General features: G+C 48.2%; 17 protein-coding genes. All 17 read left to right on the forward strand.

All coding sequences use genetic code 11. The features are described from left to right. Window positions 1–15: 15 nt before the first annotated feature. The 17 genes from ACTO17_RS04270 (at window position 16) to miaA (ending at window position 21,631) form a co-directional block, all read left to right on the forward strand. Window positions 16–792: a response regulator gene (locus ACTO17_RS04270; protein ID WP_482557016.1), complete on the forward strand. Its 777-nt coding sequence runs from the start codon at window positions 16–18 to the stop codon at window positions 790–792. Window positions 793–833: 41 nt separating this feature from the next. Next, entirely contained in the window at window positions 834–1,841 is a 1,008-nt protein-coding gene (locus ACTO17_RS04275) for a tRNA dihydrouridine synthase (RefSeq protein WP_482557017.1), read from the forward strand. Continuing rightward, window positions 1,822–3,639: an HSP90 family protein gene (locus tag ACTO17_RS04280; RefSeq protein ID WP_172538212.1), complete on the forward strand. Its 1,818-nt coding sequence runs from the start codon at window positions 1,822–1,824 to the stop codon at window positions 3,637–3,639. Before ACTO17_RS04275 ends, ACTO17_RS04280 begins: the two co-directional genes overlap by 20 nt. Window positions 3,640–3,657: 18 nt before the next feature. Continuing rightward, window positions 3,658–4,962 carry a pyrimidine-nucleoside phosphorylase gene (locus ACTO17_RS04285; RefSeq protein WP_482557018.1) on the forward strand — a complete coding sequence of 435 codons (1,305 nt, stop codon included), beginning with the start codon at window positions 3,658–3,660 and terminating at the stop codon, window positions 4,960–4,962. A gap of 131 nt (window positions 4,963–5,093) precedes the next feature. After that, window positions 5,094–5,396: a YabP/YqfC family sporulation protein gene (locus tag ACTO17_RS04290; protein ID WP_172538210.1), complete on the forward strand. Its 303-nt coding sequence runs from the start codon at window positions 5,094–5,096 to the stop codon at window positions 5,394–5,396. Between the two features lie 12 nt (window positions 5,397–5,408). After that, window positions 5,409–6,677, forward strand: coding sequence for a sporulation protein YqfD (gene yqfD / locus ACTO17_RS04295; RefSeq protein WP_482557019.1), 1,269 nt, complete (start codon window positions 5,409–5,411; stop codon window positions 6,675–6,677). A 182-nt stretch (window positions 6,678–6,859) separates the two neighbouring features. Continuing rightward, on the forward strand, window positions 6,860–7,873 hold the full coding sequence (locus tag ACTO17_RS04300) for a PhoH family protein (protein ID WP_482557020.1): 1,014 nt from the start codon (window positions 6,860–6,862) through the stop codon (window positions 7,871–7,873). Between the two features lie 9 nt (window positions 7,874–7,882). Next, window positions 7,883–9,124 carry a hypothetical protein gene (locus ACTO17_RS04305; RefSeq protein WP_172538208.1) on the forward strand — a complete coding sequence of 414 codons (1,242 nt, stop codon included), beginning with the start codon at window positions 7,883–7,885 and terminating at the stop codon, window positions 9,122–9,124. Continuing rightward, window positions 9,121–9,654, forward strand: coding sequence for an rRNA maturation RNase YbeY (gene ybeY, locus ACTO17_RS04310; RefSeq protein WP_172538207.1), 534 nt, complete (start codon window positions 9,121–9,123; stop codon window positions 9,652–9,654). The genes ACTO17_RS04305 and ybeY overlap by 4 nt, the downstream gene beginning before the upstream one ends. A gap of 107 nt (window positions 9,655–9,761) precedes the next feature. Then, window positions 9,762–10,895 carry a DUF3048 domain-containing protein gene (locus ACTO17_RS04315; protein WP_482557021.1) on the forward strand — a complete coding sequence of 378 codons (1,134 nt, stop codon included), beginning with the start codon at window positions 9,762–9,764 and terminating at the stop codon, window positions 10,893–10,895. A 62-nt stretch (window positions 10,896–10,957) separates the two neighbouring features. Next, window positions 10,958–12,613, forward strand: coding sequence for a putative polysaccharide biosynthesis protein (locus ACTO17_RS04320; protein ID WP_172538206.1), 1,656 nt, complete (start codon window positions 10,958–10,960; stop codon window positions 12,611–12,613). A 56-nt stretch (window positions 12,614–12,669) separates the two neighbouring features. Further along, window positions 12,670–13,077 carry a hypothetical protein gene (locus ACTO17_RS04325; protein WP_172538205.1) on the forward strand — a complete coding sequence of 136 codons (408 nt, stop codon included), beginning with the start codon at window positions 12,670–12,672 and terminating at the stop codon, window positions 13,075–13,077. A gap of 55 nt (window positions 13,078–13,132) precedes the next feature. After that, window positions 13,133–14,431 (forward strand): BaiN/RdsA family NAD(P)/FAD-dependent oxidoreductase, encoded by a 1,299-nt coding sequence (locus ACTO17_RS04330; RefSeq protein ID WP_482557022.1) that lies wholly within the window; start codon window positions 13,133–13,135, stop codon window positions 14,429–14,431. Beyond that, complete coding sequence (locus ACTO17_RS04335) at window positions 14,428–16,023, forward strand: NAD(P)/FAD-dependent oxidoreductase (protein ID WP_482557023.1); 1,596 nt, start codon at window positions 14,428–14,430, stop codon at window positions 16,021–16,023. The genes ACTO17_RS04330 and ACTO17_RS04335 overlap by 4 nt, the downstream gene beginning before the upstream one ends. 15 nt (window positions 16,024–16,038) lie before the next feature. Next, complete coding sequence (mutS, locus tag ACTO17_RS04340) at window positions 16,039–18,684, forward strand: DNA mismatch repair protein MutS (RefSeq protein WP_482557024.1); 2,646 nt, start codon at window positions 16,039–16,041, stop codon at window positions 18,682–18,684. 56 nt (window positions 18,685–18,740) lie between these two features. Beyond that, window positions 18,741–20,687: a DNA mismatch repair endonuclease MutL gene (gene mutL / locus ACTO17_RS04345; RefSeq protein WP_482557025.1), complete on the forward strand. Its 1,947-nt coding sequence runs from the start codon at window positions 18,741–18,743 to the stop codon at window positions 20,685–20,687. Continuing rightward, complete coding sequence (miaA, locus tag ACTO17_RS04350) at window positions 20,687–21,631, forward strand: tRNA (adenosine(37)-N6)-dimethylallyltransferase MiaA (RefSeq protein ID WP_172538201.1); 945 nt, start codon at window positions 20,687–20,689, stop codon at window positions 21,629–21,631. The genes mutL and miaA overlap by 1 nt, the downstream gene beginning before the upstream one ends. Window positions 21,632–21,638: the final 7 nt, after the last annotated feature.

A 21,638-nucleotide genomic window follows, 5' to 3' on the forward strand; every position in this document is an offset into this window, starting at 1 on the left:
ATTGGAGGAGGAAACATGAAGAAAATTTTGCTGGTAGGGAAATTGAATAGTGTGGTGAAAGAGACAAATACATTTTTGTCCCAATATTTCCATGTACAGCTTTGTTCAGAAAATGCAGGGGTTATGGAGGGGATGATGAAAATTGTAAATCCCGATCTGGTTGTCATCAGTCTGATTGGGGCATACGGCATTGACACATCCATGTTTTTTTTGCTGAGCAGCCAGTATAAAGATACGCCGGTTCTGACCATTGGAACAGAGGAGGAGAGCAGGGAATTTTTCAAATACTATGAAGAAAGCCAGTTTGAAAATCTGATCCGTCCGGTGGAAAACACAACCATTCTGAATGCGGCCTGCAGAAAGCTTGGGCTGAATAAGGAGCAGGTAGTGGCAGGAGCGGCAGAAGAAAAGAAAGCAGCCGGAGGCAGAAAACGCGTACTGGTGGTAGATGATAACGGCACTACCCTGCGGACAATGAAGGCCATGCTGGAAGAGCGTTATGAAGTTGCCATTGCAATTTCCGGAGCCCAGGCTATGACTTCCATTGGAAAACAGCGGCCGGATTTGATTCTTCTGGACTATGAAATGCCGGTCTGCGACGGAAAAATGACACTGGAAATGATCCGCGCCGACGAGGAGATGAAAGACATTCCCGTGGTATTTCTGACGGCAGTTAATGACCGGGCCAATATTGAAGCGGTGCTGAAATTAAAACCGGCGGGTTATTTTCTGAAACCGGCCGTGAAGGATAAGCTGATTACAGAACTTGACCGGATATTAAACAAAGAATAAGCATTTTCGATTGAATTAGGAAAATCAGCAGGGAGCAGACCATGAACTATTATCTTGCCCCGTTAGAGGGCATTACTACTTATATTTACCGGAATGCATACCACAGCATTTTCACCCCTGTGGATAAGTACTTTACCCCTTTTCTGGTGCCGAAGCAGAAAAAAGGCTTAAGCAGCCGGGAGAAAAATGATGTTCTTCCGGAGCACAATCAGGGGCTTTTTCTGGTTCCTCAGCTTTTGACCAACCGGCCGGAAGATTTTATCCGGACGGCGGGCGTCCTTGGGGAGTATGGGTATGAAGAAATCAACCTGAACCTGGGCTGTCCTTCCGGTACGGTAACCGCAAAGGGAAAAGGGGCGGGATTTTTGGCTCATCCCACAGAACTGAACCGTTTTTTGGATGAGATTTTTTCAAAACTTACGATACGCATTTCTATCAAAACCCGGATCGGCATGGAAGATCCGGATGAATTTGAAACACTTCTGAAGCTCTTTAATCAGTATCCGTTAGTAGAACTGATTATCCATCCCAGAGTGAGGGAAGATTTCTACAGCAATCTGCCGGATGAAGCGGTATTTGCAGAGGCATTGCAAAACAGCGTCAATCCGGTGTGTTACAATGGAAATATTTTTTCAGCGCAGGATTTCAGAAAACTCCGGGGCAAATTTCCAAGGCTTTCCTCTGTGATGATTGGACGGGGAGTGATTGCCAATCCAGATCTCTGCAGGGAATGCATGGCGGACGCAGCTTCCTCTGAGACCTCCGGTTTTACCGCAGGTAAGCCTGAAAGCCGGGAGGCGGAGAAAAAGGAACTGTACCGAAGGTTCCATGACAGAATATACAGGGAGTATCAGGAGCTTTTATCCGGAGAACGGAATGTACTGTTTAAAATGAAAGAAATCTGGTCTTATATGATACAGTCATTTTCAGATTACGAAGCTTATGCAAAGAACATTAGAAAATCGGAAACGCTTCGGGAGTACGAAGCGGCAGTGCATGCGCTGTTCCGGGAACAGGGGGTTATCAGCAATGGAAGATTATCGTTTTAAAGTGAATTTGGGCGGCATGATTGAGATTTTGTCAGATCATCTTTACAGCAGCCCGGATGTTTTTATCCGGGAGCTTCTCCAGAATGCGGCGGACGCCATTACAGGAAGAAGGGAAATAGAGGATGAGGAACTGGAAGGCTCCATTATCCTGGAGATAGAAGAGGAAGAAAAGCTGGTGTTTACTGACAACGGCCAGGGACTTACGGAAGAAGAAATTCACAGATTTCTGGCAATTATCGGTGAATCCTCCAAACGGGAATTAGAGGACAGAAGCGTACGCCGGGATTACATCGGGCAGTTCGGCATCGGCCTGCTGTCCTGCTTTATGGTTTCAGATGAAATCTGCCTGATTACCAAATCCTGCCGCAGCAAGGACGCTCCGGTGCTGGAATGGCGGGGAAAACCGGACGGAACTTATACTATAGAGACGTTAACTCCCTCCACGGAAAACCGGGAAACGTTGGATGGGCCGGGAACCAAAATTGTGCTCCTTGCCAAAGAGGGGATGGAAGAGTATTTTACCAGAGAATCCATAGAAGAACTGGTTTCCTATTATGGGCTTTTGCTGCCTTTTCCAGTGCTTATCCGCCAGGGCGGAAAAGAAAAACAGATTAACCCGGTTTACCTGCCCTGGGAAGGCAGAACTACCAATAAGCAGGAGCTTCTGCTGTTTGGCCAGATGTTGTTCGGAGAGCTGTTTTTAGACTGCATCACTTTTTCCGCCAGAGAAGGAAATGTGACAGGAGTTATCTATATCTTAAATTATACGGTGCTTCCTACTGCAAGACCGGAGCACCGGATTTATCTGAAGCACATGATGCTGACCGAAAAAGGGGACGGCCTGCTGCCGGACTGGGCAGTATTTACCAAATGCATTGTCCATGCTTCTGATTTAAAGCCCACGGCTTCCAGAGAAGGGTTTTACGAGGACGAGACCTTAGACGCTGTAAGGGAAACCATAGAAAACAGGATCATTGCGTACATAGACACCATGGCGGACGATCAGCCGGAACTGTTTGGAAAATTTTTCCGGGTGCATCAGCTTACGCTGATGGAATTGGCGCTGTCCAATCCCAAGCTGTTTCGGACGCTGATTGACTATTTTGAATTTGAAACCACCAGAGGAACTCTTACAGGGTACGATTTGCGGATGTGCGGAGAGGATCTCATCTATGCGCCCAACAGGGAGCGGTATAAGCAATTGTCCCAGTTATTTTTTGCACAGGATCAGCTTTTGATCAACGTGACCTATGTCCATGCCCTGGAACTGTTAGAGGGCCTGGGGCATCTGTACGGCATCCGGGTCAGCGAAGTAGAAGAAGAGGAAATCGAGGACTTGATGGAGGAACTGGAAGAGGAGGAGCAGGAGGCTGGACTAGAATTTCTGGAGAAAGCAAATAAAATTCTAAAAGAACGAGACTGCAAGGCGGAGTTAAAGTGCTTTCAGCCCGAGAGTCAGCCGGCATTTTTCCTGATGGATGAGGAAGCGGTGCTGAACCGGCAGATTGCATCCTCCAAGAACAAAGCCAATTCCATATTTACCAAAATGCTGAGCATGATTTCAGGGGAATTGAAGGGAGAAGACGCCATCTCGGTACTTTATCTCAATTACAATAACCCAATCGTAAATAATTTAATCAAAATCAAGGAAGAGGACGCACTGAGAATTTTTGTAGAGATCATCTATATCCAGGCATTGCAGATCGGCGGGTTCCCGCTGCGCAAGAATGATATGAGCACCCTGAACCAAAATATACTGCTGCTGATGGAAAGAGATCTGGTAGAAAAAGAAAACTGAGTCTGGAGGAAAGCTGATATGAGAATGTATGATATCATCCAAAAGAAAAAGAAAGGCAATGCCCTTACCGGAGACGAAATCCGCTTTATGACAGAGGGCTATGTCAAAGGGGAAATCCCGGATTACCAAATGTCCGCCCTGCTGATGGCAGTGTGCTTTCAGGGCATGACGAAGGAAGAAACCCTGGCGCTGACGCTGGCAATGCGTGACAGCGGAGAGGTTCTGGACTTATCAGGAATCCAGGGAATCAAGGTGGATAAGCACAGTACCGGCGGGGTGGGAGATAAAACCTCTCTGGTACTGGCGCCGATGACAGCCGCTCTTGGGATTCCTGTGGCTAAAATGTCCGGCAGAGGGCTGGGACATACGGGAGGAACCATTGATAAACTGGAGTGCTTTCCGGGATTTTCCACAGCGCTGACAAGGGAACAGTTCTGCCGGAACGTAAACCGGATGAATATGGCGATTATGGGGCAGACGGCTGATTTAGCCCCGGCAGATAAGAAGCTGTACGCCCTGCGGGATGTGACGGCTACCGTGGATCAGCTTTCTCTGATTGCCGCCAGTATCATGAGCAAAAAGCTGGCGGCAGGGGCGGACGCTGTGGTTCTGGATGTAAAGACGGGAAACGGAGCCTTTATGAAGGAAGAAAAAGACGCCTTTGCCCTTGCAGAAGAGATGGTTGAAATCGGTAAGAGCGCCGGAAAGAAAATGTCTGCGGTGATCACAGACATGGATCAGCCCCTGGGAAACGCCGTGGGGAATTCTCTGGAAGTCAAAGAAGCAATCCTCGCCTTAAACGGGCTTGGGCCCAAAGATTTGATGGAGGTGGTCTATGCCCTGGGCGCAGAAATGGTTCTGGCGACAGGGAAGGCGGACACGAAAGAAGGCGCAGAAGAACTGCTGAAACAGACCATCCAGAAGAAAACGGCGCTGGATAAACTGGCAGAGTTTGTAGAGGCCCAGGGCGGGGAGCGGCGGTATGTCTATCAGCCGGAACTTCTGCCGGCTGCAGGCATTCAGATGAAGGTCATCAATACGGAAACAGGGTATGTGGGAGGCATCCAGGCTGAAGAAATCGGACTGGCAAGCCTGATTTTAGGCGGCGGACGCGTGACGAAGGACAGTCCCATTGATTTGTCCGTGGGTATTCTCTTACATAAAAAAAGAGGCCAGGCGGTGCAGCCGGGAGAGGCCCTTGCCACTGTCTATGCCAACGATATGGAAAAAGCCAAAAAAGCCTATGGGAAAATTGTAAGGGCTTATTCCATTCTGCCAGAGGCTCCGGAAGAATTGCCGATGATTAAAGGCATTCTGCACTGATGCAGCCAGGTTTGCCCATTAAAGGGCTTTTGTCCGTTCTCAAAGATCAAGCCTTCCATTGGCAGGCTGTATCTGAGAAAACCAAAAGCTTTTAAAGTAATAAATATCCCTTTTTTTTCATATAGTGGAATATGAGAAAAGGAAAACGAACAAGACTGGAGCAAGTCAGGGAAAACGTAAAATCAAATATTGTGGAATCTCTGGAACTGCCTGCGGACATTGTATACGGAGCGGTAATTGTTACCGCCATGGGCCGCGGTCAGGTTCTGGTGGAAAATTATAAAGGTATTATTGAATATACCAGAGAGAAGATCCGCCTGCAGACCAAAACATGCCAGGTGACCATCCAGGGCAAAGGGCTGCTTGTGGAATACTACACCAATGAGGAAATGAAAATTACCGGATGTATTCAGGGAATATTATATGACTCATAAGGGGTAGGACATTTGTTAATTGATAAGTTAAAGTATTTGCAGGGATATGTTAAAATCAGGCTTACCGGATATGCGCCGGAGCGTTTTCTGAATCTGTGCAGCAATCATGATATACTGATTTGGAATCTGGAATACGAAGAAGACCATTACGTATTCTGCATCAGCGTCAGGGGCTTGAAACGGCTGAAGCCTATCCTGAAAAAAACAAGGACAACATTCGTGATCCTGGAGCGTGTGGGACTTCCCTTTGTAATGCGCAGGTACCGGAAGCGCAAGCTGTTTTTCGCAGGAATTGTCCTGTGCTGCGGGCTGCTGTATACCATGTCGCTGTTTGTGTGGAAAATTGAAGTTAACGGAAATCTCCATGAAACCGACAGCAATATTATTAAATTCCTGGAAGAAAATAAAGTGCGCCACGGATTGCTGAAAAGCAAAATAGACTGTGAGGAAATAGAGGAGAAGTTAAGAGCCGGTTATGAGGATATTATCTGGGCTTCTGCAAAGCTGGAGGGAACCATGCTGATTATTGATGTCCAGGAAAATCTCGCCACCAATCAGCAGGCGGCTGCCAAGGGAGAGGAGCAGAAGCTTCCCGGAGACCTGGTGGCGGACAAAGACGCGGTAATTTACAGTATCCTGACTAGACAGGGAACGCCTTATGTGGAAAAAGGCATGGAAGTCCATCCCGGGGATATGCTGGTGGAAGGGAAGAACCCGGTGTACAATGACAGTGAAGAAATTGCTTCCTGGCAGTATTGCGTTGCAGACGCAGATATTCTGGGCATTACGGAATATGCCTATGAAGAGCAGTTTTCCATGTGGTATGAGGATCGGAGCTATACCGGGAAAGAGCGGGCAACATACGGGATTCGGCTGTTTAACCTGCAGATCCGGCTGCCGTATCTGTCCCGGAAATTTACGGATTATGACAGAATTACCGATGAATATGATGTGAAAATCGGCGACAGCTTTTATCTGCCTCTGGTATTGACCAAAGAAATTCACAGGGAGTATCGGACAGAGAAAAAGAAATACACCGAGAAAGAGGCCAGACAGACGGCCCAGGAGAAATTAAACCAGTTCTGCAAGGAACTGACGGAACAGGGAATTCAGATTGTGGAAAACCGGGTTGCCATTTCGGCAGACAGCAAAAACTGCAGGGCTTTCGGCACAATACAGGTGATTGAGCCTATCGGAAGCCGGAAAGAGACGGAAATTGCAGACACTCCGGGAGAAAACCGTGAAGAGGCGGCGAATACAGACGCTTCCCGAGAGAATTAGGAAGAGAATCCGTAACGCGGCAAAGAAGCAGTTAAACAGGGAAATAGCTGATTTTTCAGATTATTTCCCTGTTTTTTAGGCTTGTCAAGGATTTTTTTGTGAAATCTTGAAAATGAGAAAAGTTTTTGATATAATGAATTTCAGTATGTGTATATTTCCCTGAGAAAGTGAGGTATCTTTAGTTGCAGATAGAATATATAGAGATGAGCACCGCAGAACAGCAGGCCGTATTCGGCTGTCAGGATCGTTTTGCGCGGATGATCGAGAAGGCTTTCTCGGTGCTGATAGGACTGCGGGAGTCTAAAGTGGAAGTAAAGGGAGAAGATCTGACCGGCGTGTCCAATGCGGTGTCTGTTTTGCAGTCATTGCAGCAGATTTATGACCAGGGGGAGGGGGACGCCATCAATGACGGCATGATTTACCGTCTGATTGACGAGGCCACAGAAGGGGCTTTGGAAGAGACGATAGAAGCCATGGAAAATATTGTGACCCTGACCAACCGCGGCGCCCCTATTAAGTGCAAAACTCCAGGACAGAAGAATTATATTCAGGCGATGAAAGAAAATACTATCACCATCTGTATTGGACCAGCAGGAACGGGGAAAACTTATCTTGCAGTAGCCCAGGCGGCGGAGGAGCTGAAGAGAGGGGATATCGACCGGATCATTATGAGCCGGCCTGCCATTGAAGCGGGAGAAGAGCGTCTGGGATTTCTGCCCGGTGATTTGTCTCAGAAGGTAGATCCATACCTGCGTCCTTTGAACGACGCATTGTATGACATCTTCGGCGCGGACAAGGCGGAACGGCTGCGGGAACGGGGAACCATTGAGATTGCGCCTTTGGCGTATATGCGGGGCAGGACGTTAAACAGGGCTAAAGTGCTGATAGACGAGAGCCAGAATGCATCCATTTATACAATTAAGATGGCGCTGACCCGGTTAGGGGAGGGCTCCAAAATGGTGCTGACCGGAGATGTGACCCAGATTGATCTGCCCCATAAGACAGATTCAGGACTGGAGAAGTGCGCTGCCATTGTGGGCCCGATTGAGGGCGTGTCCGTGATTCATTTGAATAACCGGGATGTGGTCCGCAATAAGATTGTGAAGGATATTGTGAAGGCATTTGAAAAAGCAGAAGCAGAGAAGAAGGTCAGTCAGGTTCCTGATTACCAGAGAAGAAAGAAACGGCAGGGATAGTTTGAAAACATGAAAGAAAAGGCTCCGGAAACGACAAAAGAGAACGCAACAAAGACAGAAACACACGCAAGTGTAAAGGACAGCAGCAGAGGGCGCAGGAATCTGATATTTTCAGGCATGGCATTATGCGGGATTCTGGAGTGTGTTTTCTCGGGAATTATAAGGAACCGGGAACCGTATCAGATGGCTGTTTTGATTTTTTTGGGAATTTTGTATTCTGTGACATTTCTTGCAGGGATGGAACTGTACCGGATACAAAAGGACTGGTTTTATGAAAAGGCAAGGGATTACAGGTATATTGCAGGCTGGTATGCAGTTTCCTGTACGGCGGCGGTTTTATTTGAATATCTGCCGGAATATACAAGGCCGGTGCTGCTGTTAGCGGCAGGAGGGGCGATTGTTTCCAATTCATTTTTCGGGATGCTGTCAGGGATTTTTCACGTGGCAGTATTTGCCGTCTGCGGTCAGGAGAATGCTTACATGCTGCTCTGCGATATATTCCTTCTGGCAGGAGGATGCATAGCGGTTACTTTTTTTAAAGAGATCAGAAACCGGCGGTGGGGAATTATTTTCCTGTTTCTCTATGTCTTTGACTGTATTTTGATCTTTTCATTTATCCGAACCGGCCAGCTGAACTGGAATGTGCTGTTGTTTGGCGCCTGCAACGGGGCGGTTTCCGCTGCGGGGGCATGGCTGTTGTATCAGACCCTGTACCGATATCTGCAGAATTCCAGAAAACAGGAGCTGGAGCGGATTTTAAAATCAGAGTTCGGACTGGTGCAGGCAGTGTCGCATTTTTCCCAGGCGGATTACAACCATGGAAGAAAGGTGTCTGAGATTGCCAGAAATTGCGCCGCCCTTGTGGGGGCAGATCCGGATGTGGCTGCAGCCGGGGGCTTTTATTACCGCATCGGAAGAATGGAAGGGGAGCCTTATGTGGAAAATGGGGTGGCTCTTGCAAGGAGCAACCATCTGCCCAGAGAAATCGTGGGAATTTTAAGAGAGTATAATGGGGAGCAGCAGCTTCCCTCCACATTGGAGTCCGCCATTGTGCATATTGTGGACAGTGTGGTGGCAAAGTTTGACGTACTGGATCGGGCGACTCTTTCCAGCTCCTGGAATCAGGATATGCTGGTGTATCAGACATTAAATGAAAATTCCGCTTCGGGGCTGTATGATCAATCAGGCTTCAGCATGAATATGTTTTTAAAAATCAGAGATTATTTAATAAAGGAGGCGGAATTGTTTTGACTGTGACACTGGAAGAAGAAACAGAGGTGTTTTTTTCCTTTGATCAGAAAGAACTGGCAAAGAAAGTCATAGACGCTGCGTTAAAAGCAGAGAAATTTCCCTTTGAAGCGGAGGTGAGTCTTTTCTTGGTGTCTTTAGAGGAAATCCAGGAACTGAACCGGGAGCACCGGGGAATGGACGCGCCTACGGACGTGCTTTCTTTTCCGCTGATCGCCTATGAGTCGCCGGGGGATTTTGCGTCACTGGAACAGGAGGAAAGCAATTTCAATCCGGATACCGGGGAGGCAATGCTTGGAGATATTGTACTGTGTGCGGACAAAGTCTGTGAACAGGCAAAAGAATACGGCCACAGTAAGGAACGGGAATATGCCTTTTTAATCCTGCACAGTATGCTGCATTTGCTGGGATATGACCACATGACGAAAGAGGACGCCGCTGTAATGGAAGAAAAACAGAGAAAGATCCTGGAGCAGATGGGAATTTTGAGAGATGCTTCTGCGCCGGATAATTTGCCCGCAGGCCCTCATTAGTGGAAAAGAACGGCAGTTATTTGGCAATGAAGCAACTCTTGAGTATAAATTCTGCAGCCAGGAAGAATGTTGCTGTCTGCAGCTACAAAGAAAATTTGGAGGAATGAATGATGAAAAAACGTATCGCATGGCTGTTGCTGGCCGCTCTCATATTGAGCATGTTTGCCGGCTGCGGCAAGAAAGAAGAAGAACCGGAAGAAGAGCCGGTGGTGGAGGAAGAGACGCCTACCCCGGAGCCTGCAACGCCTACTCCGGAGCCGACGCCGGAGGTTCCGGAAGGAATGGCCAGAAGTTATCTGACCGGTGAGTGGATTGACGGAGAACTGGCGAAAAAGCGGCCCATTGCCATTATGATCGGCAATACTTCGGACGCGCTGCCCCAGTACGGAATTTCTTCTGCAGATATTATCTACGAGGTGCCGGTGGAGGGGTCTTATACCCGTCTGATGGCAATTTTCCAGGATTATTCAGGACTGGAGAAAATAGGTTCCGTACGAAGCTGCCGTCACTATTTTATTTATTTTGCAAGAGAGTTTGATGCAATTTATACCCATTACGGCCAGGCAGCCTATGCGGAACCGGTACTGGAACGGGAAGATGTACACAACTTAAGCGGAATGGATTCCGCCATTGAGACAATTATGTTCTACCGTGATACCAACCGGAAGGCGCCCCACAATGCGTTTACCAGTGCAGAGGGCATTCAGGCTGGTCTTGAGAAGAAGGGTTACCGCACAGAACTGGCAGACACTTACAGCGGACATTACAAATTCGCAGAAGACGATGCAGAAGTGACTCCTTCCGGAGAAGATGCAATTGTGGTAAGCCCGGGATATTTTGTCAACAAGCCGTGGTTTGTATACAACAGCGAGGACGGACTTTATTACCGGTATGAATTTAAAGATAAGCAGATTGACGGGGGCACTGAAGGACAGCTCACCGCAAAAAATATCCTGATCCAGTACTGTGACTGGTCGAAACTGGATGAAAATGGTTATATGGACATTAATACCACATCCGGCGGAGCGGGAATCTATATTACCAACGGCAAGATGGAGCGTGTCACATGGAGTAAGGACAATGAGGATTCTCCGGCCCGCTACTATAATGAGGCAGGGGAAGAGATTACTCTGAATCAGGGAAAAACCTGGGTATGTATTGCAAGAAAAGATTATCAGGATCGGTTCGGCGTTTATGCAACCCAGGAGGAATTGTCACAGGCCAGGGCAACGGAAGAATAGGAAAATTATGGCCAAGGAAGCGTATCTGGCATGCATGGGAAGGCAGTATTTGAGGAATTTATATGAGTAAAAAGAAAAGAAGTGAATCCAATTTTCTGGTACAGGGTTCCATTCTGGCGGCAGCTTCCATCATCAGCCGAATTATAGGATTGCTGTACCGGATTCCTTTAAAATCCATTATCGGTGATATTGGAAATGATTATTATAGCACGGCTATGGAGATATACAGTATTTTGCTGCTGATATCTTCCTACAGCCTGCCATTGGCTGTTTCCAAACTGGTTTCCACCAGAATGGCAAAGGGACAGCGGAAAAATGCATATAGACTTTTCAAAGGCGCGCTGATTTTTGCCCTGATTTCCGGGACGGCTGCCGGCCTGATTGTTTTTTTCGGCGCAGGTGTCATCACAACTTATATTGTGCGGACGCCTTTAAGTATTTTTGCCCTGCAGGTATTGGCGCCTACCCTTTTGGCAGTGGCAGTCCTTGGGGTAATCCGCGGGTTTTTCCAGGGAATGGGTACGATGATGCCCAGCGCAGTATCCCAATTAATTGAGCAGATTATCAATGCAGTGATCAGCGTGTGGACTGCTTACATGCTGTACCGGTATGGAACCAGGATCGGGGCTGTTTTGGGGAATCCTGCCACCTATGCGGAAGCATACGGCGCAGCAGGCGGAACCATCGGAACCGGTGCGGGAGCCATTGCCGCACTGCTGTTTACGCTGTTTGTACTGGCTATTTACCGGCCCAGATTTCAGAGAATGGCTCAGAAGGACAGAGGGAAAAAGACCGAGAGCTACGGGACGATTTTCCGTGTCCTGATACTGACCATTATCCCTGTGCTTTTAAGCACTACCATATATAATATTACATCTTTTCTGGATATGGGCGTGTTTAAGCATATTGCCGCCCTTCAGGGGTATCAGGCAAAGGACGTCAGTACCATGTGGGGCGTTTATGCGGGAGAATATAAAGTGCTCGTCAATGTGCCCATTGCCATTGCTTCTTCCATATCAGCTTCCAGTGTGCCAAGCATCTCCACTGCTTTTGCGGCGAAGGACATTTCCCATGTGAAGCGGAAGGTGGCGTATTCCATACGGTTTATTATGGTGATTGCAATTCCATGCGCCGTAGGAATGGGAGTTTTGGCCTCTCCGATTCTGCAGCTTCTTTTTCAGGATGACAGAATCATGACTGCAAGGATGATGCAGATTGGTGCAGTGACCATTGTGTTTTATTCCCTGTCCACTTTAAGCAACGGGATTTTGCAGGGGATTAACCGCATGAATGTTCCTGTGAAAAATGCGGTGATTGCCCTTGTGTTACATATCGGCGTACTGGCGGCGCTGATGTATGGAATGGATTTGAATATTTATGCCGTTGTCTGGGCGAATATGTTCTTTTCATTTCTGATGTGTATTTTAAATGGAATGGCAATCCGGAAATATTTAAAATACCGGCAGGAGATTCTGCGCACCTTTGTAATTCCAAGCCTGGCCGCCGCTGTGATGGGCCTGGCAGTTTACGGCATTTATTATTTTCTGATGAAAACAATAAAAATCAATGCAGTTTCCACGGGAATTTCCATTGCGGCAGGGGTGTGCGTCTATGGAATTCTGCTGCTTGTGATGCGCGGACTGAAAGAAAATGAGCTGCGCAGTTTTCCCATGGGGAATCTGATTATTAAAATTGCAAAGAAGCTGCATCTGATGTAAATACAGTTGTATAAAATAACAAAAATAGCAGATACTACCAGAAAAAGGAGTTTGACATGGAAAAGAAATGTAGTATTCGCTTATTTTTGTCCGGAGTCTCAATCAGCGCGGCTCTTTGTCTCTGTATTGGTTTTTTTGCAGGAAATCACAGGACACAGAAAATATATGAAGAACGCATCGTTCTCTTAAAGCAGCAGAATGAGAATCTGCTGACCATGCAGAAAGAAGCGGAGGCGCGGGCAGAACTTGCTGAAAGCATGAATCTGCTGGAGCCCTGCGCCTATATTCTTCTGGCAGAGGAAGGATATGTGGCCGTTTATTATGCAGACGAAAAAACATTATATGCGGTGACGGATATCCGGATGGATGGGCTCCCTGAGGATTTGCAGGCAGAAATCAGCCAGGGGAAATCCATCCGGGATGAGGAACAGCTTTATAATTTTCTGGAAAATTACACAAGTTAGCTACAGAAACCGCAGGGGTTCTAAGAGGCGCAAACTGGAAATTTGGAGTGATAGGATGAAGCAGAGATTTGATGTGATTGTGGCAGGGGCCGGTGCGTCAGGTCTTATGGCGGGAATACAGGCAGCAAGACACGGCGCAGCGGTGCTGATTTTAGAACATATGGATCGGGCCGGAAAAAAGATTCTGGCCACAGGAAACGGAAAATGTAATTTTACCAATGAAAAGCAGGGCATTGCGTATTACAGAGGCAAGAACCCTGCCTTTGTCTTGCCTGCGCTGGAACAGTTCGGACTGGAAGAGACCCTGGACTTTTTTCGGGAGCTGGGCGTCCGCCCGGTCAGCAGGCGGGACGGCTACTATTACCCTGCCAGCGGCCAGGCTTCTTCTGTTCTGGAAGTATTGCTGATGGAATGCAGGCGGCAGAAGGTCAGCGTTTTATATGAAGTGGGCATCCGTTCCATTGGGAAGGAAAACGGGAGCTTCTGTTTTGATACCAAACAGGGGAAGTTTTACAGCAGGACATGCGTCATTGCCACCGGAGGGAAAGCGGCCAAAAAGACAGGAAGCGACGGCAGCGGAATCCCTTATGTTATGGGTTTTGGGCATAAGCTGACAGAGCTTGCGCCTGCTTTGGTTCAGTTGCAGGGAAAACAGTCATTTTTTAAAACGATTGCAGGAATTCGTGCAGAATGTTGTCTGACCTTGTACATAGAACATGAGAAAGCAGCAAAAGACTGGGGCGAGCTTCAGCTGACGGATTTCGGGGTATCTGGCATTCCTGCCTTTCAGGTGAGCCGATATGCCGCTTATGGGCTGTTGGAAGGGAAAAACGTCCGGGTCAGCATGAATTTTCTTCCGGGGTTTTCCCGGGAACAGGCAAAAGAGCTGATACAGAAGCAGTTTCTTGTATATGGAGAGGGGAAAACGGCAGAGGAAGCCATGATCGGTCTGTTTCCCCGGAAACTGAATTTGGTTTTTCTCAAAGAAAGCGGGATTTGGCCAGAGAAACAGGCCCAGTCCTGCCGGAAAAAGGAACTGGAAGGCCTGTCATATCTTATACAGCATTTGGAATCTGAAATCACTGGAACCAAAGGATTTGACCATGGGCAGGTGACAGCCGGCGGAGTGGATACGGATGAAATCTGTCCGGATACCATGGAATCCAAATTAGTGCCGGGGCTGTTTTTTGCCGGAGAGGTGATGGACATTGACGGAATGTGCGGCGGATATAATCTCCAGTGGGCATGGAGCAGCGGCGCTGCGGCCGGGAAAGGGGCTGCGGATTTTGCCGCCATGTGTACAGGCATGAAGCATTCAGATGGATTGCAGCAGAAGAAAAGAGGCAGAACATGATCAGGATACAGCAGTTAAAACTTCCCATTTCCCATACAAAGGAGCAATTGCTGCAGAAAATTGCCAGGGAACTGAAAACCGGGCCGGAAGCAATTCAGACTTATCAGATACGCAGACAGTCCATAGATGCCAGGAAAAAAAGCCAGATTTCCTACGTCTATACCATTGACGTGCAGGTAAAGCAGGAATCCCATGTGCTGCGCCGGGCAAAAAGCAGCCGGATTGTGCAGGCGAAGGATGTGCAGTATCAGTTTCCCGCCGGCGGAACAAAGAAGCTGAAATCTTCTCCTGTAATTATCGGCAGCGGCCCGGCAGGGCTGTTTTGCGCCTATCTTCTGGCCCGGCACGGCTTTTCTCCCATTTTACTGGAACGGGGCAGAACCGTAGATCAGCGCGTCCGGGATGTGGAACAGTTCTGGAAGGATAACTGTTTAAATCCCGACTCAAATGTACAGTTCGGCGAAGGCGGCGCCGGTACTTTTTCCGACGGAAAGCTGAATACACTGGTAAAGGATGCCCAGGGAAGAAATCAGGCGGCGCTGGATATTTTTATCCGCCACGGCGCGCCGGAGGAAATCGGATATCAGAGCAAACCTCACATTGGAACGGATATTTTAAAAAATGTGGTTAAAAATATGCGCCGTCAAATCCAGGACTGGGGCGGAACCTGTCTGTTTGAAACCTGCGTCACCGGAATGGAATTTCATGGGGACAGGCTGACAGGAGTAACCTGCCAGCGAAACGGGGAAACGGTGCGGATTGATACGGAACTGGCTGTACTGGCCATCGGACACAGCGCCAGGGATACCTTTGAAATGCTGTATCATCTGGGATTTCAGATGGAGGCAAAATCTTTTGCAGTGGGACTTCGGGCAGAACATCCCCAGTCCATGATCAATCAAAGCCAGTACGGAGAAGCGGCGGCCGGGAAACTTCCGGCGGCGCCTTACAAGGTAACGGCAAACCTGGAAAATCACAGAGGCGTGTATTCCTTCTGCATGTGCCCGGGCGGTTATGTGGTAAATGCCTCTTCAGAACCGGGGCGGCTTGCAGTCAACGGAATGAGTTACAGTAAAAGGGACGGCCAAAACGCCAACAGCGCCATTATTGTAACGGTAACCCCCGGAGATTTCGGTTCCGGGCCACTAAGCGGCGTAGCCTTTCAGCGCAGACTGGAGGAGCAGGCGTACCGGCTGGGAAAAGGAAAGGTGCCGCAGCAATTGTTTGGGGATTTTGAACAGGGTACAGTTTCTTCTGCCTACGGCGGATTTGACTCCGCCGTGAAAGGACAGCGGGCATTCGGGAATCTGCACCAGTTATTTTCAGAAGAAATCCGGGATTCTTTCTGTCGGGGCATGCACCAGTTTTCCCGGTATATCCCAGGATTTGACCGTCCGGATACGATTTTGTCCGGTGTGGAAAGCAGAACTTCCTCTCCGGTGCGGATCATAAGAGATGAGCATTTTGAGAGCAATAAAAAGGGGGTATATCCCTGCGGAGAAGGTGCGGGATATGCCGGAGGCATTATGTCTGCAGCCATGGACGGAATGAAAATTGCAGAGGCAATTGGAAAACAGTACAAAAGAATTTAGGAGGAAAGTAGTATCGTGTCGGAATATACGCCAATGATGCAGCAATATATTGATACCAAAAAGGATTATAAGGACTGTATTCTTTTTTACCGTCTGGGTGATTTCTATGAGATGTTTTTTGAGGACGCCAAAACAGCCTCCAAAGAGCTTGAAATTACGCTGACCGGAAAAAACTGCGGCCAGGAGGAGAAGGCGCCCATGTGCGGCGTGCCCTATCATTCAGTGGAAGCTTATCTGAACCGTTTGGTGGCCAAGGGGTACAAAGTGGCCATCTGCGAACAGGTGGAGGACCCTAAGATGTCAAGGGGCTTAGTCCGCCGGGAGGTGGTGCGGATTGTCACCCCCGGAACCAATCTGGACACTCAGGCACTGGATGAAACCAAAAATAATTATATTATGTGCGTGGTTTATATGGAGGATCGGTACGGCGTCTCCATTGCCGATGTGACCACCGGGGATTATTTTGTAACAGAGGTGGATCAGGAACAGAAGCTGATGGATGAAATACATAAATTTGCGCCTTCTGAGATTATCTGCAACGAAGCCTTTTATATGACGGGGATGGATTTTGAAGATTTAAAACAGCGTCTCTCCATTGCGGTATATGCGCTGGATTCCTGGTATTTCAGTGATGAGACAGCCAGAACTACATTGTTGGAGCATTTTAAAATCTCAGACCTTTCGGGCCTTGGCATTCAGGATTATGAATGCGGCACCATTGCGTCAGGCGCCCTTCTGCGGTATTTGTATGAAACACAGAAAAATTCCCTGGCCAACATGACCTCGCTGCAGCTTTACATTACAGGAAAATATATGATTATTGACAGCTCCACCAGGCGAAATTTAGAACTGGTGGAGACTTTACGGGAAAAGCAGAAGCGGGGCTCCCTTCTGTGGGTGCTGGATAAGACAAAAACGGCTATGGGAGCAAGGATGCTTCGAAGCTTTGTGGAGCAGCCTTTAATCAATAAAGGAGAAATCGAAAAGCGGTTGGATGCAGTGGAAGCATTCAACCAGAATGCCATGCTCCGGGAAGAAATCCGGGAATATCTGAATCCGGTTTATGATTTAGAGCGTCTGATCAGCCGGGTCACCTATCAGACCGCCAATCCCAGGGATTTGACCGCATTTAAAAGTTCCCTTGAAATGCTTCCCCATATTCACAGCCTCCTGGGAGAATTTGATACGCCCATGTTGGAGGAAACACGGGCGGAACTGGATATTCTGGAAGATATTTATCAGTTGATTGACGCTTCCATCAAAGAAGATCCTCCCATTTCCATCCGGGACGGCGGCATGATCAAGGAGGGATATGACGAAGAGATTGACAAGCTCCGCCAGGCCAAGACAGAAGGAAAAACCTGGCTGATGGAACTGGAAACCAGGGAGCGGGAGAAAACAGGCATTAAGAACCTGAGAATTAAATACAATAAGATTTTCGGCTATTATCTGGAAGTAACCAATTCTTACCAGAACCTTGTGCCGGATTATTATACCAGAAAACAGACCCTTGCCAACGCAGAGCGTTATATTACGGCAGAACTGAAGGAGCTGGAGGACATTATTCTGGGAGCGGAAGATAAACTGGTAACGTTGGAATACGAAACCTTCCGGACAATCCGGGATAAAATCGCAGATGAGGTGCTGCGGATTCAAAAGACCGCCAAGGCAGTTGCAAAAATCGATGTGCTGTCCGCCCTGTCCCTGGTGGCGGAACGGAATAATTACTGCCGGCCCTCCATCAATGAAACCGGTGTGATTGATATTAAAAGCGGCCGTCACCCGGTGGTGGAGCAGATGATAAACAATGATATGTTTATCTCCAACGACACCTATCTGGATAACAGCAAAAAACGCATTTCCATTATCACCGGCCCCAATATGGCCGGAAAATCCACTTATATGCGTCAGACGGCTCTGATTGTTTTGATGGCCCAGATCGGCAGCTTTGTTCCGGCGGAACAGGCGAAAATCGGAATTGTGGACCGGATATTTACAAGAGTAGGGGCTTCCGACGATCTGGCCAGCGGCCAGAGCACGTTTATGGTGGAAATGACAGAAGTTGCCAATATTCTCCGTAACGCCACCAGTAACAGCCTTCTGGTGCTGGATGAAATCGGCCGGGGAACCAGTACCTTTGACGGGCTGAGCATTGCCTGGGCTGTGGTGGAGCATATCAGCAATCCAAAACTTCTGGGAGCCAAAACCTTGTTTGCCACCCATTACCATGAGCTGACGGAATTAGAGGGCAAGCTGAATAACGTAAATAATTACTGCATTGCTGTCAAGGAAAATGGAGACGATGTTGTATTTTTGCGGAAAATTGTCCCCGGCGGCGCAGATAAAAGCTACGGCATCCAGGTGGCCAAACTTGCCGGGGTGCCGGAGAGCGTCATTGAACGGGCCAAAGAAATCTCAGAGGAGCTGAGCGCCCATGATATAGCAGAGCTGACCGGAAATCTCATTGCGGAACACCATAAGCCCCGGAAAAAGAAAGAAAAACTGGATGAAGTGGATTTGACACAGATGTCTCTCTTTGATACAGTGAAAGATGATGATATCATTAAAGAAGTGAGGGAGCTGGATTTGGGAAATCTGACGCCTATTGATGCGTTGAATAAACTGTATCAGCTTCAGAGCAAAATAAAGAACCGGTGGTAGCCTGCTTTTCCTGACACAGAACCGGCGGCCGGATTCAGAACCAAAGGAGAGCGCTTATGCCGAATATAGAGATTTTAGACCAACAGACCATAGACAAAATTGCAGCGGGCGAGGTGATTGAGCGTCCCTCTTCCGTGGTGAAGGAGCTGGTGGAAAATGCCATAGACGCCAAGGCCAGCGCCATAACCGTGGAAATCAAAGAAGGGGGCATCTCCTTCATCCGCATTACAGACAATGGGTGCGGAATCGAAAGAGAGCAGGTTCCCCTGGCGTTTCTGCGCCATTCCACCAGTAAAATCCGCAATGTGGAGGATTTGCTGACCGTATCCTCTCTGGGATTCCGGGGAGAGGCGTTATCCAGTATTGCGGCGGTGGCCCAGGTGGAATTGATTACCAAAACTATTTCCCAGTTCAGCGGCACCCGGTATGTCATTGAAGGGGGAAAGGAGAAGTCCTCGGAGGAAATCGGCGCGCCGGAGGGCACCACTTTTCTGGTGCGCAACTTATTTTACAATACCCCTGCCAGGAAAAAATTCTTAAAGACAGCCCAGACAGAAGCCGGATATATCGGAGATTTACTGGAACGCCTGGCCCTGTCCCACCCGGAGATTTCTTTTAAGCTGATCGTAAATAATCAGCCCAAGCTGCACACCTCCGGCAATTCCAACCTGAAAGAAGTGATTTACCATATTTACGGGCGTGACATTGCTGCAAACCTGTTGGAGCTTCAGGGAGAAAATGAATGGTTTTCCATTCAGGGCTTTATCGGCAAGCCGCTGATTTCCAGAGGGAACCGGAATTTTGAGAATTATTTTATCAACGGGCGGTATATTAAAAGCAGCCTGATTGCCAAAAGCATTGAGGAGGGCTATAAATCCTTTGTCATGCAGCACAAATATCCCTTTACCGTTCTGCATATTTCCATCAACGGCAGTCTGTTGGATGTCAATGTCCATCCCACCAAAATGGAGCTGCGGTTCAGCAATGGAGAGGAAATTTACCAATACCTGACACAGTTAATCCGGGACGCCATCAACCAGAATGAGCTGGTCTATCAGGTGAGTCTGGAACAGGAGCGGGAAGAAAAGGCAAGACAGGCCCAGGAGAAAAAAGAACGGATGGGGTCTGGCCGCAAAGCCCCGGAGCCTTTTGAGACAAAACGGCTGGAGGCGGTAAAGGCGGCGATCCGAAAGGACAGCCCCTATGAGCCGAAATATGAGAAAACTGCGGCAACATCCCGCCGGGACAAGTCTGAAAGTCAGCATGCCGTTGTAGCGGAAGAAATCACCTATGGAACACTGGATTCCCAGTCCCGGCAGGAGCCGGAAACGGCAAAACAACAGGACTTTTTGGAAGAATTACAGGGAACGGGCCCTTCCGAAGAAACGGGAGAACAGCCGCGAAAGCTCTTAGAAGAAGCCTCCCGCCCGGCCCACAAAATCATCGGTCAGCTGTTTGACACTTACTGGCTGGTGGAATTTGACAATCAGCTCTATATTATCGATCAGCATGCGGCCCACGAAAAAGTTCTGTATGAACGGACGCTGGCAGGGCTTAAGAACAAAGAATTCACTTCCCAGGTGATTTATCCGCCCATTCTGCTGACGCTGAATCTGCAGGAGGAATCTCTGCTTAAGAAATATATGGGCTATTTTCAGAAGCTAGGCTATGAAATCGAGCATTTTGGGGGAAAGGAATACTCCGTTACCGCTGTTCCAGCCAACCTGTTTGGGCTGAACGGGCAGGAACTGGTGATTGAAATTTTAGACAGCCTGGCTGATTTCCACGGAAAGGAAACGCCTCAGATGATTACAGAAAAAATAGCCTCCATGTCCTGCAAAGCAGCGGTAAAGGGAAATCAGAACATTTCCAGGCCGGAGGTGGAAGCCTTAATCGGAGAACTTTTGACCCTTGAGAATCCCTATCACTGTCCCCACGGACGGCCAACCATTATTTCCATGACAAAATACGAACTGGAAAAGAAATTTAAGCGGGTGTTGTGATGAAGAAGCCATTGATCATTTTAACAGGGCCTACGGCAGTTGGAAAAACAGAATTGTCCATTGGCCTGGCCAAACTGGTAAACGGCGCGGTGATTTCCGCAGATTCCATGCAGGTATACCGGCATATGGATATCGGCTCTGCCAAAATAAAACCAAAAGAAATGCAGGGGATTCCCCATTATCTGGTGGATATCTTAGAGCCGGAGGAAGAATTTCATGTGGTGCGGTTTCAGGAATATGCAAAAGCCGCCATGGAAAAAATCTATGAACAGGGGCAGATTCCCATTGTTGCAGGCGGCACCGGATTCTATATTCAGGCATTGCTGTACGGAATTGATTTCACAGAACAGCCGGAGGACAAAGCCTACCGGAAGGAGCTGGAACAGATTGCAGAAAGTATGGGACCCGGAAAGCTGCATGAAATGCTGGCTCAGGTAGATGAAAAGTCTGCGGAAACCATTCACGAAAATAATATAAAGCGTGTGATACGCGCACTGGAATTTCATCATCTCACCGGCAGGAAAATCTCAGAACACAATGAGCGGGAGCGGATGCGCAGTTCCCCTTATCAGTCTGCCTATTTTGTGCTGAATGACGACAGGAGCTGTCTCTATGAACGGATTGAACGGCGGGTGGAACAAATGATGGAAGAGGGGCTGGTGGAAGAAGTGAAGCAGCTGCGGGAACTTGGCTGCAGACGGGAGATGGTATCCATGCAGGGCTTAGGGTATAAAGAGATTCTGGACTATCTGGAAGGAGACTGCACTCTGGAGGAGGCCGTCTATCGGATCAAACGGGACACCAGGCATTTTGCCAAGCGTCAGCTGACCTGGTTCCGGCGGGAACGGGAGGTCATCTGGATTCACAAGCCGGAGTTTGATTACAATAACGACAGAATGCTGCAATATATGCAGAAAATTCTGAAAGAAAAGCAAATGATTTGACAAAAAG

It is taken from the genome of Petralouisia sp. (assembly GCF_056822245.1).

Bases quoted from the DNA above. Each gene is read 5' to 3' on its own strand.
- mutL (WP_482557025.1), top strand. From the start codon at position 18,741: ATGCCGAATATAGAGATTTTAGACCAACAGACCATAGACAAAATTGCA.
- ACTO17_RS04275 (WP_482557017.1), top strand. From the start codon at position 834: ATGAACTATTATCTTGCCCCGTTAGAGGGCATTACTACTTATATTTAC.
- ACTO17_RS04305 (WP_172538208.1), top strand. From the start codon at position 7,883: ATGAAAGAAAAGGCTCCGGAAACGACAAAAGAGAACGCAACAAAGACA.
- miaA (WP_172538201.1), top strand. From the start codon at position 20,687: ATGAAGAAGCCATTGATCATTTTAACAGGGCCTACGGCAGTTGGAAAA.
- ACTO17_RS04325 (WP_172538205.1), top strand. From the start codon at position 12,670: ATGGAAAAGAAATGTAGTATTCGCTTATTTTTGTCCGGAGTCTCAATC.
- ACTO17_RS04315 (WP_482557021.1), top strand. From the start codon at position 9,762: ATGATGAAAAAACGTATCGCATGGCTGTTGCTGGCCGCTCTCATATTG.
- ACTO17_RS04280 (WP_172538212.1), top strand. From the start codon at position 1,822: ATGGAAGATTATCGTTTTAAAGTGAATTTGGGCGGCATGATTGAGATT.
- ACTO17_RS04330 (WP_482557022.1), top strand. From the start codon at position 13,133: ATGAAGCAGAGATTTGATGTGATTGTGGCAGGGGCCGGTGCGTCAGGT.
- ACTO17_RS04290 (WP_172538210.1), top strand. From the start codon at position 5,094: ATGAGAAAAGGAAAACGAACAAGACTGGAGCAAGTCAGGGAAAACGTA.
- ACTO17_RS04335 (WP_482557023.1), top strand. From the start codon at position 14,428: ATGATCAGGATACAGCAGTTAAAACTTCCCATTTCCCATACAAAGGAG.
- ACTO17_RS04285 (WP_482557018.1), top strand. From the start codon at position 3,658: ATGAGAATGTATGATATCATCCAAAAGAAAAAGAAAGGCAATGCCCTT.
- ACTO17_RS04270 (WP_482557016.1), top strand. From the start codon at position 16: ATGAAGAAAATTTTGCTGGTAGGGAAATTGAATAGTGTGGTGAAAGAG.
- ACTO17_RS04320 (WP_172538206.1), top strand. From the start codon at position 10,958: ATGAGTAAAAAGAAAAGAAGTGAATCCAATTTTCTGGTACAGGGTTCC.